General features: G+C 67.7%; 12 protein-coding genes. 6 read left to right on the forward strand and 6 right to left on the reverse strand.

What is annotated here, in order from left to right; all coding sequences use genetic code 11:
- The first annotated feature begins 431 nt into the window (after positions 1-431).
- Entirely contained in the window at positions 432-1,769 is a 1,338-nt protein-coding gene (locus AB0903_RS00765; RefSeq protein ID WP_366697544.1) for an MATE family efflux transporter, read from the forward strand.
- A 235-nt stretch (positions 1,770-2,004) separates the two neighbouring features.
- On the opposite strand, the gene rplI is transcribed toward AB0903_RS00765, so the two are convergent.
- The 4 genes from rplI to rpsF form a co-directional block, all read right to left on the reverse strand.
- Positions 2,005-2,451 (reverse strand): 50S ribosomal protein L9, encoded by a 447-nt coding sequence (gene rplI, locus AB0903_RS00770; RefSeq protein ID WP_366697546.1) that lies wholly within the window; start codon positions 2,449-2,451, stop codon positions 2,005-2,007.
- Positions 2,452-2,469: 18 nt separating this feature from the next.
- A complete protein-coding gene (rpsR, locus tag AB0903_RS00775; protein WP_003956534.1) occupies positions 2,470-2,706 on the reverse strand; it encodes a 30S ribosomal protein S18 in 237 nt (78 codons plus the stop codon).
- A gap of 42 nt (positions 2,707-2,748) precedes the next feature.
- Positions 2,749-3,333 (reverse strand): single-stranded DNA-binding protein, encoded by a 585-nt coding sequence (locus tag AB0903_RS00780; protein ID WP_366697548.1) that lies wholly within the window; start codon positions 3,331-3,333, stop codon positions 2,749-2,751.
- Between the two features lie 74 nt (positions 3,334-3,407).
- On the reverse strand, positions 3,408-3,698 hold the full coding sequence (gene rpsF, locus AB0903_RS00785; protein WP_356893924.1) for a 30S ribosomal protein S6: 291 nt from the start codon (positions 3,696-3,698) through the stop codon (positions 3,408-3,410).
- A gap of 270 nt (positions 3,699-3,968) precedes the next feature.
- On the opposite strand from rpsF, the gene AB0903_RS00790 reads away from it, so the two are divergent.
- From AB0903_RS00790 to AB0903_RS00800, 3 genes are all read left to right on the forward strand, one after another.
- Positions 3,969-4,283, forward strand: a complete 315-nt coding sequence (locus AB0903_RS00790) for a hypothetical protein (RefSeq protein ID WP_366697550.1) — start codon at positions 3,969-3,971, stop codon at positions 4,281-4,283.
- 202 nt (positions 4,284-4,485) lie between these two features.
- Complete coding sequence (locus tag AB0903_RS00795; protein WP_366697552.1) at positions 4,486-5,604, forward strand: peptidoglycan bridge formation glycyltransferase FemA/FemB family protein; 1,119 nt, start codon at positions 4,486-4,488, stop codon at positions 5,602-5,604.
- Positions 5,605-5,722: 118 nt separating this feature from the next.
- Positions 5,723-6,754 (forward strand): alanine racemase, encoded by a 1,032-nt coding sequence (locus AB0903_RS00800; protein WP_366697554.1) that lies wholly within the window; start codon positions 5,723-5,725, stop codon positions 6,752-6,754.
- A 64-nt stretch (positions 6,755-6,818) separates the two neighbouring features.
- Here the strand turns inward: AB0903_RS00800 and AB0903_RS00805 are convergent, their stop codons facing one another.
- Together AB0903_RS00805 and AB0903_RS00810 are read right to left on the reverse strand one after the other, a co-directional pair.
- Positions 6,819-8,366, reverse strand: coding sequence for a glycosyltransferase 87 family protein (locus AB0903_RS00805; RefSeq protein WP_366697556.1), 1,548 nt, complete (start codon positions 8,364-8,366; stop codon positions 6,819-6,821).
- 151 nt (positions 8,367-8,517) lie between these two features.
- Positions 8,518-11,154: a transglycosylase domain-containing protein gene (locus tag AB0903_RS00810; protein WP_366697558.1), complete on the reverse strand. Its 2,637-nt coding sequence runs from the start codon at positions 11,152-11,154 to the stop codon at positions 8,518-8,520.
- A gap of 358 nt (positions 11,155-11,512) precedes the next feature.
- Here AB0903_RS00810 and AB0903_RS00815 point away from each other — a divergent pair, with 358 nt between their 5' ends.
- Together AB0903_RS00815 and AB0903_RS00820 are read left to right on the forward strand one after the other, a co-directional pair.
- Positions 11,513-12,229 carry a helix-turn-helix transcriptional regulator gene (locus AB0903_RS00815; RefSeq protein WP_366697560.1) on the forward strand — a complete coding sequence of 239 codons (717 nt, stop codon included), beginning with the start codon at positions 11,513-11,515 and terminating at the stop codon, positions 12,227-12,229.
- Positions 12,230-12,289: 60 nt separating this feature from the next.
- Positions 12,290-13,372 carry an inositol-3-phosphate synthase gene (locus AB0903_RS00820; RefSeq protein ID WP_366697562.1) on the forward strand — a complete coding sequence of 361 codons (1,083 nt, stop codon included), beginning with the start codon at positions 12,290-12,292 and terminating at the stop codon, positions 13,370-13,372.
- Positions 13,373-13,420: the final 48 nt, after the last annotated feature.

The raw sequence follows: 13,420 nt of genomic DNA on the forward strand, positions 1-13,420 counted from the left end.
ACCTCCTCCCGGTCCGCTCCACGGACCTACGCCGTGGCACTCTTTCTACGCCACGACACTGACAAGACGAGTCGCCCGACTCCGCTCTCAAAGAGGCTTCCGCACGCCGGGCGACGGTCCACGGTAGGCCCGCGGGCACCGTCAGCCAATCTGGTTATCCACAGGCCCTGTGGACCAAGGATCAGATGCTGTGGAGAAGTATCCGCAACCTGTGCACGGACCGGGGGACAGCAGTGTGGAAAAGTTCACGCTGCTCCACCCGTAACCCCTCTGACCTGCTCGTTCAGCATCCACCCCCTGTGGGGGAGAAAAACTTTCTCGACCGGACCAAGATCAGAACAAACGGCACACGGACGAGCCGTCCACGCGTTCAGTAGTAAGGGGTGCAACCGTATTGCATCGCTTACCTGTGGAAGATTAGATTGGCGGCCATGACACAGGTACCGGCAGAGCCGAAAGAACGGCATCGGCGGCACGACCGGGAGATCATCGCACTCGCCGTTCCGGCCTTCGGCGCCCTCGTCGCCGAGCCGCTGTTCGTGATGGCCGACAGCGCCATCATCGGCCATCTCGGCACCCCGCAGCTGGCGGGCCTCGGTGTCGCGGCAGCTCTGCTGATGACCGCAGTGAGCGTCTTCGTCTTCCTCGCCTACGCGACCACTGCCGCCGTCGCACGGAGGGTGGGGGCGGGCGATCTCCAGGCCGCCATCCGGCAAGGCATGGACGGCATCTGGCTGGCACTGGGGCTCGGCATCGCCGTCGTCACCGTCGTCCTGCCCACCGCCCCATGGCTCGTCGGCGTGTTCGGTGCCTCCGAGACGGCGGCACCGCACGCGATCACCTATCTGCGGATCTCCAGTCTCGGCATTCCCGCCATGCTGATCGTGCTGGCCGCCACCGGAGTCCTCCGCGGCCTCCAGGACACCCGCACGCCGTTGTATGTCGCCGTCTGCGGCTTCGCCGCCAACGTCGGCCTCAACGCAGGTCTCGTCTACGGGGCGGACCTGGGCATCGCCGGCTCCGCCTGGGGCACGGTGGTCGCCCAGTGCGGGATGGCCGCCGCCTACCTCGTCGTCGTGGTCCGGGGAGCCCGGCAACACGGTTCGTCGCTGCGTCCCGACGCCGCCGGTATACGGGCCAGTGCGCAGGCGGGCGCGCCTCTGCTGGTGCGCACGCTCTCCCTGCGGGCCGTGCTCCTGATTGCCACGGCTGTTGCGGCCCGGCTCGGCGACGCGGACATCGCCGCTCATCAGATCATGCTCTCTCTGTGGAGCCTGATGGCCTTCGCGCTGGACGCCATCGCCATCGCCGGGCAGGCCATCATCGGCCGCTACCTCGGTGCCGGTGACACCACGGGGGCACGTCAGGCATGCCGGCGAATGGTGCAGTGGGGTGTGGTGTCAGGCGTCGTGCTCGGAGTCCTCGTCGTGGCCTCCCGCCCCCTTGTCACCCCGCTGTTCACCGGCGATCCGGCTGTGCAGGACACGCTGACTCCCGCGCTCCTGGTCGTCGCGCTGTCCCAGCCGATCGCCGGAGTGGTCTTCGTGTTGGACGGTGTACTGATGGGCGCGGGCGACGGCCCATATTTGGCGGTCGCCATGCTGCTCACCCTGGCGGTCTTCGCGCCGGTCGCCCTGCTGGTCCCTACGCTCGGCGGCGGCCTGACCGCACTCTGGTGGGCGATGACCCTGATGATGACCGTGCGGCTGCTGACCCTCTGGTGGCGGGCGCGATCGGGGCGGTGGATCGTGACTGGAGCGACTCGCTGAGCACCGTTTCACGTGAAACGGACACACGTCGGACCGCTGCCCCGTTTCACGTGAAACGACCCATGGGAACAGTTGCCCTGAAGCCCTGCGGCACAGCTCGCAGGGGGGCGGCACCCCCGCCACTCGGCCGGGGAGACGTTCCACACTCGCGGTCAGGGAGACGTCCCACAGAACGCGGGAAAGGGCCGCACCCTGAGGGGTGCGGCCCTTCCTGCTGCTCAGCGGAGCAGAGCGCTTACGCGGCGACGACCTCGACGCCGAGCTGCGCGGCGACCTCGGGGTGCAGACGCACGGACACCTGGTGCGAGCCCAGGGTCTTGATCGGCGAACCGAGCTCGACGCGACGCTTGTCGACCTCCGGGCCACCGGCGGCCTTGATCGCCGAGGCGACGTCGGCCGGGGTGACGGAGCCGAAAAGGCGGCCGGCGTCGCCGGAGCGAACGGCGAGGCGCACCTTGACGGCCTCGAGCTGGCCCTTGATGGAGTTGGCCTGCTCGATGGTCGCGATCTCATGGATCTTGCGGGCGCGGCGGATCTGCGCCACGTCCTTCTCGCCACCCTTGGTCCAACGGATCGCGAAACCGCGCGGGACCAGGTAGTTGCGAGCGTATCCGTCCTTGACGTCGACGACGTCGCCGGCGGCACCGAGGCCAGAGACCTCGTGGGTGAGGATGATCTTCATGTCTAGGTCACCCTTCCCTTATCGCGCGGTGGACGTGTAGGGCAGCAGCGCCATCTCACGGCTGTTCTTGACGGCCGTGGCGACGTCACGCTGGTGCTGCGTGCAGTTGCCGGTCACGCGGCGGGCACGGATCTTGCCGCGGTCGGAAATGAACTTCCGCAGCATGTTCGTGTCCTTGTAGTCCACGTAGACGGTCTTGTCCTTGCAGAATGCGCAGACCTTCTTCTTAGGCTTGCGCACAGGCGGCTTCGCCATGGTGTTTCTCCTGTGTGATCAAGAAGTGTGGTACGGGCCGCCCTAGAAGGGCGGCTCGTCCGAGTAGCCGCCGCCGGAACCGCCGGAGCTTCCGCCCCAGCCGCCCCCGCCCTGCTGGCCGCCGCCGGCCGGAGCGCCGGTGGCCCAGGGGTCGCCGGCGGGTGCCCCGCCGCCCTGCTGCTGACCGCCGCCGGGGCCGCCGCCCCAGTTGCCGCCCTGCTGGCCACCGCCACCGCCGCCGTAGCCGCCCTGACCGCCGCGGCCGGTGGTCTTGGTGACCTTGGCCGTGGCGCTCTTGAGGCTGGGGCCGACTTCCTCGACATCCAGCTCGAAGACCGTGCGCTTGACGCCCTCGCGGTCGTCGTAGGACCGCTGCTTCAGCCGGCCCTGCACGACGACGCGCATGCCCTTCTGAAGCGACTCGGCGACGTTCTCCGCCGCCTGACGCCAGACCGAGCAGGTGAGGAAGAGGCTCTCGCCGTCCTTCCACTCATTGGTCTGACGGTCGAAGGTGCGGGGAGTGGACGCGACGCGGAACTTCGCGACCGCCGCACCGGACGGGGTGAAGCGCAGCTCGGGGTCGTCGACGAGATTGCCGACGACCGTGATGACGGTCTCGCCTGCCATGGGTGAACCTCTCGGCGGGATTGCTTCTGGCTGCTTGTGCTGCTACTCGAACCCGATGACCTCTGAGCTACTGCTCAGTGGGTCTCGGGACGGAGGACCTTGGTCCGGAGGACCGACTCGTTCAGGTTCATCTGGCGGTCGAGCTCCTTGACGACCGCAGGCTCGGCCTGCAGGTCGATGACCGAGTAGATGCCCTCGGGCTTCTTCTTGATCTCGTAAGCGAGACGACGACGGCCCCAGGTGTCGACCTTCTCCACCTTTCCGTTGCCCTCACGGACGACGGAGAGGAAGTTCTCGATCAGCGGGGAGACAGCGCGCTCCTCGACATCGGGGTCGAGGATGACCATCACCTCGTAGTGACGCATGTGGAACCCACCTCCTTTGGACTCAGCGGCCACGGTCGATCCGTGGCAGGAGGGTCGTGATGCGTGAGCAACGGTATCGGCCGCCACTGACAATCCCTCTCGTCGAGTGGAGATCGCCTCGTGGCCTGGGCAGACACCGGTGCAGACCGTACACAGTACCCGCACTGGGGCTTCCGGTTGAAATCCGGTGACCGATGGCCCCAATCTGTACACATCGGGTGCGCGCGGCGCTACCATGCGCCGCCTTCCGGCACAGCCAGGAGGTGCCTCATGGCACAGGCAATGCGACGTCAGTCCCCCGCTTCCCTCCTCAACACGGACGGCAAGCCCCATCCGCTGCAGGACACCCTGATGGCGGTGACGCTGATCCTCGGCGCCCTCACGTTCATCACGGCAATGTTCCACCACCTGCATCTGCTGAGCTCATGGGCGGGGCTCGTCGGGATCATCACCGGTGCGTACGGGCAGTTCATCTCGGTCACGACCCGTGAGCGCTTCCTGCTGATCATCGGGCTCGGAGCATCTGCCGTGGGGTTCTTCCTGGGGATGGCCCACGGCGGCCTCTTCGGCGGAGTCCTCGGCTGAGACGGGAACCGGCACCGTACTGCCGGACCGGGCCGGCAGTGACAAGGAAGCGGGAAACAGGACAGCAGGGGGAGTGGGAGCGGGCCGGTCGCGGCCCGCTCCCCCGCACGGCCATCCGAGGCCCGGCCACAGACCAGTAGGCTTCGGCGCGAGAGCCGGAGCCCCTGACCCATGGGGACACACCTGCCGAGGAGCGCCCCGCATGAGCCTGACCCTGAGGACCATCAGTCGTGAACAGCATCTGGCGTACATCCAGAGCCTGCCCTCAGCGAGTCACTGCCAGGTCCCGGCATGGGCGGACGTCAAGACCGAATGGCGCTCGGAGAACCTCGGCTGGTTCGACAAGAGCGGTGCACTCGTCGGCGCGGGCCTGGTTCTCTACCGCCAGCTGCCCAAGATCAAGCGGTATCTGGCGTATCTCCCCGAGGGGCCGGTGATCAACTGGTACGCCCCGAACCTGGACGACTGGCTGCAGCCGATGCTGGCGCACCTCAAGAACCAGGGCGCCTTCTCGGTGAAGATGGGCCCGCCGGTCGTCATCCGCCGCTGGGACGCGGCGGCGATCAAGGCCGGTATCCAGGACCCGGACGTGAAGCGCCTGCGTGACGTGGAGGCGACCCATATCGAACCGCGCGCCTTCGAGGTGGCGGACAGGCTGCGCAAGATGGGCTGGCAGCAGGGCGAGGACGGCGGCGCGGGCTTCGGTGACGTCCAGCCGCGCTATGTCTACCAGGTGCCGCTGGCGAACCGCTCGCTCGACGACGTCCTCAAGGGCTTCAACCAGCTGTGGCGGCGCAACATCAAGAAGGCCGAGAAGGCCGGCGTCGAGGTCGTCCAGGGCCGCTACGAGGACCTCGAGGAGTGGCAGCGGCTCTACGAGATCACGGCCGAGCGCGACCGCTTCCGGCCACGCCCCCTGTCGTACTTCCAGCGCATGTGGACGGTGCTCAACAACGAGGACCCCAACCGCATGCGCCTCTACTTCGCACGACACAACGGGGTCAACCTCTCGGCGGCGACGATGCTCGTCGTCGGCGGCCACGTCTGGTACTCGTACGGCGCCTCCGACAACATCGGGCGCGAGGTCCGGCCCTCGAACGCGATGCAGTGGCGGATGCTCCGCGACGCGTACGCCATGGGCGCGACGGTCTACGACCTGCGGGGCATCAGCGACTCGCTGGACGAGACGGACCACCTCTTCGGTCTCATCCAGTTCAAGGTCGGCACCGGCGGAGAGGCCGTCGAGTACGTCGGTGAATGGGACTTCCCGCTCAACAAGCTGCTCCACAAGGCGCTGGACCTCTACATGTCGCGCCGCTGACGACGGCGCCGCCGACTCCGTAGTCTCGTAGCTCTCGTACGTCCCGCAGTTCTCGTACGGACAGTTCTCGTACAGATATCTGTTCCATCGCAGCCACCAGAAAGGTTCCGGGCCGGCCATGGCGCTCTCCCTCTACGTCGACACCGCTCGCTGGCGGGCGCACCAGAAATCGGTGATCGACCAGTTCCCGGGTCTCGTCCCGGTCTGCAAGGGCAACGGCTACGGCTTCGGCCACGAACGGCTCTCCGAGGAGGCCGCACGCTTCGGCGCCGACATGCTGGCCGTGGGCACGACGTACGAGGCTGCGCGGATCAAGGACTGGTTCGGAGGCGACCTGCTGGTCCTCACGCCCTTCAGGCGCGGTGAGGAACCGGTTCCTCTGCCGGACCGGGTGGTCCGCTCGGTCTCGTCGGTCGACGGCGTGCACGCGCTGGTGGGCGCGCGGGTCGTCATCGAATGCATGAGTTCGATGAAGCGGCACGGGATCTCCGAGCAGGACCTCGGCCGGCTGCACGCGGCCATCGAGGACGTACGGCTGGAGGGGTTCGCCCTGCACCTGCCGCTGGACCGCACGGACGGCTCCGACGCGGTCGAGGAGGTCATCGGCTGGATGGACCGGCTGCGTGCCGCCCGGCTGCCGCTGCACACGATGTTCGTCAGCCATCTGGGTGCCCAGGAGCAGGCCCGGCTGCAGCAGCAGTTCCCGCAAACGCGGTTCCGCGCCCGTATCGGCACCCGGCTGTGGCTCGGCGACCACGAGGCGACGGAGTACCGCGGTGCGGTGCTCGACGTCACGCGCGTGGCCAGGGGGGACCGTTTCGGCTACCGCCAGCAGAAGGCGGCGTCCGACGGCTGGCTCGTCGTCGTGGCGGGCGGTACGTCCCACGGCGTGGGCCTGGAGGCCCCGAAGGCGCTGCACGGAGTGATGCCGCGCGCCAAGGGTGTGGCACGAGCGGGTCTGGCGACGGTCAACCGCAATCTGTCGCCGTTCGTCTGGGCCGGCAAGCAGCGCTGGTTCGCCGAGCCGCCGCACATGCAGGTCTCGATTCTCTTCGTGCCCGCCGACGCCCAGGAGCCGAAGGTCGGGGACGAATTGGTCGCGCACCTGCGGCACACCACCACCCAGTTCGACCGGCTGGTCGACCGCTAGCTCACCACTGGATCCGGCGCCGGGCCCTCCGGATCGACAGGTGCTCCGGAGGGCTGCAGAGGGCTCAGGCCGACGGCTGCGGTCCCGTCCCGCTGCCGTCGCCCAGGGAGGCGCCCCACTCCACCCGCGGCCCTTCCTCGGCCTCCGCGGCGGCCTGCCCCGGCAGCCGATGCGCCGCCCCCAGGACGAACACGTCCGGCGCTTTGTCGAGCACGCCACCGCCGGGGTCGTCCGAGCCGTCCTGGCGCACACCGTCGCGTTCCGGCATGAGGACGTCGCGCACGACCACGGCGCAGAGATACAGGGTCCCGAGCAGGTGCAGCGCGATGGCCAGCTGGTAGCCCTCGGCCGGCAGCCCCTGGTGCTTGGGGCTGGTCGTGTACGCGAGGTACATCCAGATGCCCAGGTAGTACATGACCTCGCACGCCTGCCAGACGAGGAAGTCACGCCAGCGGGGCCGGGCGAGCACTGCCAGCGGAATGAGCCACAGCACGTACTGCGGCGAGTAGACCTTGTTGGTGAGGATGAAGGCGGCCACGACCAGGAAGGCGACCTGGGCGAAACGGGGGCGGCGGGGCGCCGTCAGAACGAGCAGGCCGATGCCCGCGCAGGCGAGGAGCATCAGCAGGGTGGCGTAGGTGTTGACCTTCTCGACGTCGATCGATTCGCCGGTGCGCTGCGTGATGATCAGCCAGAACGAACCGAAGTCGATGCCTCGTTCCTGGCTGAACGTGTAGAACTTCTTCCAGCCCTCCGGCGCGAGCAGCATCACGGGGAGATTGACGGCGAGCCAGGCTGCGGCCGCGCCGAGCGCCGCCGTGGTGAACTCACGCCATTTGCCGGCCCGCCAGCACAGGACCAGCAGAGGCCCCAGCAGCAGCACGGGGTAGAGCTTGGCGGCGGTGGCCAGCCCGATGAGGATGCCGAACGCGAGAGCCCTGCCGCGTGACCACATCAGCATCGCCGCCGCCGTCAGGGCCACGGCGAGCAGGTCCCAGTTGATGGTGGCGGTGAGGGCGAGCGCCGGTGCGAGGGCGACGAGCAGCGCGTCCCAGGGGCGCCGGCGGTGGGTGCGTGCGACGCAGACGGCGATGATCACGGCGCAGATCATCAGCATGCCCGCGTTGACCATCCAGTACAGCTGCTGCCGGTCCTGGCCCGAGCTGCCGCCGACGCCGCTGAACCAGGAGGCGACCTGCATGAACACGCCGGTCAGCACGGGGTACTCCAGGTACTCCATGTCGCCGGGCAGCCGGTCGAAGTAGGGGACCAGGCCCTCGGAGAAGCCGCGGCCCACGAAGAGGTGGGGGATGTCCGAGTAGCAGGCGTGGGTGTACTGCGAGCTCGTACCCCTGAACCACGCCCAGTTGTAGCAGGGCAGTTTCTGCACCATGCCGAGCGCGAACATGCCGATGGCGACGAGCGCCACCACGTGTACGGGCGTGAACCGGCCGTTGCCCCCGCGCAGTGCCCAGTGCCCTGCCGGGCCGCCGATCAGCTCGCTGCCGGCCGCGGCGATCCGGTCACGCCGCGTGGGCCGCACGTCGTGAGGCGCGGGGCATGCGCCGGACCGTTCCTCGTACACGCTGCTCGTCTGTTCTGCGCTGGGCATGGTGCACATCCTGCCGTACGGAGCCGGGGACGCGGCGAGGGCCGCCGCACCCGTGTCCGGCGCATCTTGTTGCGCCTTGCGGGTGCGGCGGCCCTCGCCGGTGGTGCGGGCGGAGCGCTGTCAGCCGTCTCCGGCCGGTGACGCCCCCATCTCACTCGTCGCCGTCGGTGCCCGCGAAGAGGCCGCCGTTGCCGTTCCCGCCACCGTTGCCGTTTCCACCGGTCTCCGTCCCGCCGTCACTGGCGGGGGGTGACTCGGGGGTCGACGTCACGCCCCCGTTGTCGCCGCCCTGGTCCGTGCCGCCGTCGACTCCACCGTCGACGCCGCAGGTCCAGTCCTCCCACTGGTTGCAGGACTCCGTGGGCCGCCCCGGGGTCTTCGACGGGCTCTGGGACGGGGTCTCCGAGGGGCTCGAGGACGGGGACTCGGAGGGGGAGTCGCTCGGGGTCGGCTTCGGGCTCGGGGCGCCGCCGCCGTAGACGGCCTCGCCGTCGATGGGCTCCGCCTCGGGGAACCTCATGACCTTCTCGCCCTTGAGGGCGTCCGACATGTAGTCCTGCCAGATCTCGGACGGGAACGACGAACCGTGGATCTTGTCCTGGCCACCGGTGTCGTACATCTCGAGGAACTCGCGCTTCTTGTTGTTCTCGTTGTCGTCGAGGCGGTACATGTCGATGGCCGTCGCCAGCTGCGGCGTGTAGCCGACGAACCATGCCGACTTGTTGCCGTCGGTGGTACCGGTCTTACCCGCGACCGGGCGCCCCGGAATCCGGGCGTTCTTGCCGGTGCCCTTCTCGACCACATCGACCAGGACGTCGGTCACGTTGTTGGCGACGTTCTTCTCGAAAACCTGCTCGACCTTGTCCTCGTGCTTGTAGATCTCCAGGCCCTCGTACTCCACGAACTTCACCGAGTACGGCTCACGCTGCTCGCCCTCGGCGGCGAAGGTCCCGTAGGAACTGGCCATGCGGATGGCGCTCGGTTCGGAGATGCCGAGCGAGAAGGACGGAACGTTCCCCTTCGTCAGGCTGGACTCGAGCAGACCCGCGTCGACGGCCGCCTCACGGACCTGCGGGATGCCGACGTCCATGCCGAGCTGCACGTAGGGGGAGTTCGCGGAGTGGATCATGGCTTCGCGCAGACTGATGTTGCCGTAGTCCTCCTGACCGTCGTTGGTCTGGAGCCACTCCTTCCCCTCCTCGTTGTGCCAGACGGAGCCGTCCCAGTTCCTGATCTTCAGCTTGTTCTTGCCGCTGTACCGGCTCTTGTCGGGATCGACGATCCGGCGCGTGTCGGCTCCCTGCTCCGGACCGAGCTCCGGGTCGCGGACTCCGTCGCGCATGGCGGCGGCCAGCACGAAGGGCTTGAACGTCGATCCGACCTGGGCGCCGGTCGCGTCGGCGTTGTTGGTGAAGTGCTTCGTCGCGTCCTCACCGCCGTAGATCGCTACGATCTGGCCCGTCTGCGGATCGACCGAGGCGCCGCCGAACTGGACGTGGGTGTCCGTCTTGGGGCGCTTCTTCGGGTCGATGTTCTCCTTGATGACCTTCTTGACGGCCTTCTCGAGCTCGGTGACCTTCTTCTTGTCGAAGGTCGTGTGGATCTCGTAGCCGCCCTTGGAGAGGTCGACTTCCTTGTCGTAGCTGTTGATGAAGTTCGCCTTGGCCAGGTCGACGAGATAGCCGATCTGGCCGCCGAGCTGGGCGTTCTTCAGCGGTTCCTGGATCTTGGGCAGCTCGCTGTACTTCTGGCGCTCCGCGGCGTCCAGGTGGTCGTCCTTGACCATCTCGTCGAGGATCCAGCGCCAGCGCTTCGTCAGCCGCTCGGTGTTGGCCTCCTTGGTCGCCGCCGCGTCGATGGCGGTGACGCCGGCCGGGTCGAAGTAGGTCGGGCCCTTCAGCAGCGAGGCCAGGACGGCGCACTCGCTCGCGTTCAGCTTGTTGGCGTCCTTGTCGAAGTACGTGCGGGCGGCGGCTTGGATGCCGTAGGCGCCACGGCCGTAGTAGGAGGTGTTGAGGTACCCCTCCATGATGTCGGACTTCTCCATCTCCGAATCGATCTTCATGGAGATGAACAGCTCTTTGAACTTGCGGTTGAGCGTCTGGTCCTGATTGTCCAGCCGCGCGTTCTTCACGTACTGCTGGGTGATGGTGGAGCCACCCTGGGTCTGCTCGCCCATGGCCATGTTGACGACGGCCCGGCCGATACCCATGGGGTCGATGCCCGAGTCCTCGCGGAAGGTCTTGTTCTCCGCCGAGATGACGGCTTCCTGCATGTCCTCGGGAATCTGGGAGATGTCGATGATCTGCCGGTTCACCTCACCACCGGTCGCGACCATCTGCGTGCCGTCTGCCCAGTAGTAGACGTTGTTCTGCGCCCCGGCGATCTTGGCCGGCTCAGGGATGCCGACCATGGCGTAGGCGATCGTCCCCGCCGCCATCAGGCTGGCCAGGAACCCCAGGAACAGTCCGGTGACGAGCTTCCACGACGGCACCCAGCGACGCCATCCGTACTTGTCGTGGCGGGGGTAGTCGATCAGCCGCTTTCTGCCGGGCCGGCCACCGCGGCGGCCCGGGACCTCATGACCGCCGACACCGCGACGGCCGCCGCCCCGCTGCGCGGCACGCCGGGCCTCGGCGCGGCCGCCGTAGGGGCGCTCGTCGCCGTGGGGGACGGAGGAAGAGGCCGACGGGACGCCACGACGGCCGGAAGGCTGCTGGGTGGCGCGTCTGGCGGCGGCACGCCCGCCACCCTGTGGCTGCGGCTGTTTGCGACGGTGCTCGCTCATCGAACGACTACTCCTCGGGCAGGCGAGACGCCTGGAAGCGGCAGTTGAGTTCCGGTCCCCCCGAAATGGATACGGACAAGCCCTGCGCGGGGCTCACCCGTCGTGCATCCACGGCGATGACGCGTGGGGGCGTCACATGGTTCCCGGTGGTCTGCATCCGCACAGACTACGCACGGCCAAAACCCTCCTAGGTCCGAAGTTCACCCCAAATCAGGCAACTCAGCCCCGGCGATTGACGATGTGACGCCGCTCACCGTGGCGCCACTTGTCGCCGCAGTCAGGTCGTTCTATCGTGCTGATGTATCGAGTCGATACATCAGCACGGCATAGACGATCGGGACCGGCGAAGGAGGCGACTGTGAGCAGGCGCTCCGGCATCCTCGAGTTCGCCGTTCTCGGTCTCCTCCGTGAAGCCCCGATGCACGGATACGAGCTGCGCAAACGGCTCAATACGTCACTGGGAATCTTCCGGGCCTTCAGCTACGGGACCCTCTACCCCTGCCTCAAGACGCTGGTCGCCAACGGCTGGTTGATCGAGGAACCGGGGAACGCTCCCGAGGACGCCCTCGCCGCCTCGCTCGCGGGCCGACGCGCCAAGATCGTCTACCGGTTGACGGCAGAAGGCAAGGAGCACTTCGAGGAGCTGCTCTCCCACACCGGGCCGGACGCGTGGGAGGACGAACACTTCGCGGCGCGTTTCGCCTTCTTCGGACAGACGGAGCGCGAGGTGCGGATGCGGGTGCTCGAGGGCCGTCGCAGTCGGCTGGAGGAGCGCCTGGAGAAGATGCGCGCCTCGCTGGCCCGCACCCGCGAGCGCCTCGACGACTACACCCTTGAGCTGCAGCGCCACGGCATGGAGTCCGTGGAGCGCGAAGTGCGCTGGCTCAACGAGCTCATCGAGAGCGAGCGGGCAGGGCGGGATCAGCGACGACCCTCGTCCGAAGGCACCGCTCAGCAGGACGACACATCAGGAGCGAAGGACGGCCTGCCCCGGCACAGGGACGACGAGCCCTCCGGAGGGACACCTCCCATGGGCTCCGCCCCGCCGGATCCGTCCGACGACACCGCCAAGTGAGACCCCGCGCACCGCAGGGTTTCATCAGAAACACCGAGATCAAACAGGGAGCAACCGCCAATGGGTTCGGTTCGCGTAGCCATCGTCGGCGTGGGCAACTGCGCCGCCTCGCTGGTGCAGGGCGTCGAGTACTACAAGGACGCCGACCCGGCCGGCAAGGTGCCGGGTCTGATGCACGTCCAGTTCGGCGACTACCACGTCCGTGACGTGGAGTTCGTGGCCGCCTTCGACGTGGACGCCAAGAAGGTCGGCCTCGACCTCTCGGACGCCATCGGCGCCAGCGAGAACAACACCATCAAGATCTGCGACGTGCCGAACACCGGCGTCACCGTTCAGCGTGGCCACACCCTCGACGGTCTGGGCAAGTACTACCGCGAGACCATCGAGGAGTCGCCCGAGGCCCCGGTCGACATCGTCCAGACCCTCAAGGACAAGCAGGTCGACGTCCTGGTCTGTTACCTGCCCGTCGGTTCCGAGGACGCTGCGAAGTACTACGCGCAGTGCGCCATCGATGCCAAGGTCGCCTTCGTCAACGCGCTTCCGGTCTTCATCGCCGGAACCAAGGAGTGGGCGGACAAGTTCACCGAGGCCGGCGTCCCGATCGTCGGTGACGACATCAAGTCCCAGGTCGGTGCCACCATCACGCACCGCGTCATGGCGAAGCTCTTCGAGGACCGGGGTGTCATCCTGGACCGCACGATGCAGCTGAACGTCGGCGGCAACATGGACTTCAAGAACATGCTCGAGCGTGAGCGCCTGGAGTCCAAGAAGATCTCGAAGACGCAGGCCGTCACCTCGCAGATCCCCGACCGTGAGATGGGCGAGAAGAACGTCCACATCGGTCCGTCGGACTACGTGGCCTGGCTTGACGACCGCAAGTGGGCCTACGTCCGCCTCGAGGGCCGTGCCTTCGGTGACGTCCCGCTGAACCTGGAGTACAAGCTCGAGGTCTGGGACTCCCCGAACTCGGCGGGTGTCATCATCGACGCCGTGCGCGCCGCGAAGATCGCCAAGGACCGCGGTGTCGGCGGCCCGATCCTCTCCGCGTCCTCGTACTTCATGAAGTCCCCGCCGGTGCAGTACTTCGACGACGAGGCCCGGAAGAACGTCGAGAAGTTCATCCAGGGCGACGTCGAGCGCTGATCGTTCGCACCCGCCGTCGCGGAGGGTCCCCGGGTGGTCCACCCGGGG

The sequence above is a fragment of the Streptomyces sp. NPDC048389 genome, from assembly GCF_040706335.1.
Lineage (GTDB): Bacteria > Actinomycetota > Actinomycetes > Streptomycetales > Streptomycetaceae > Streptomyces.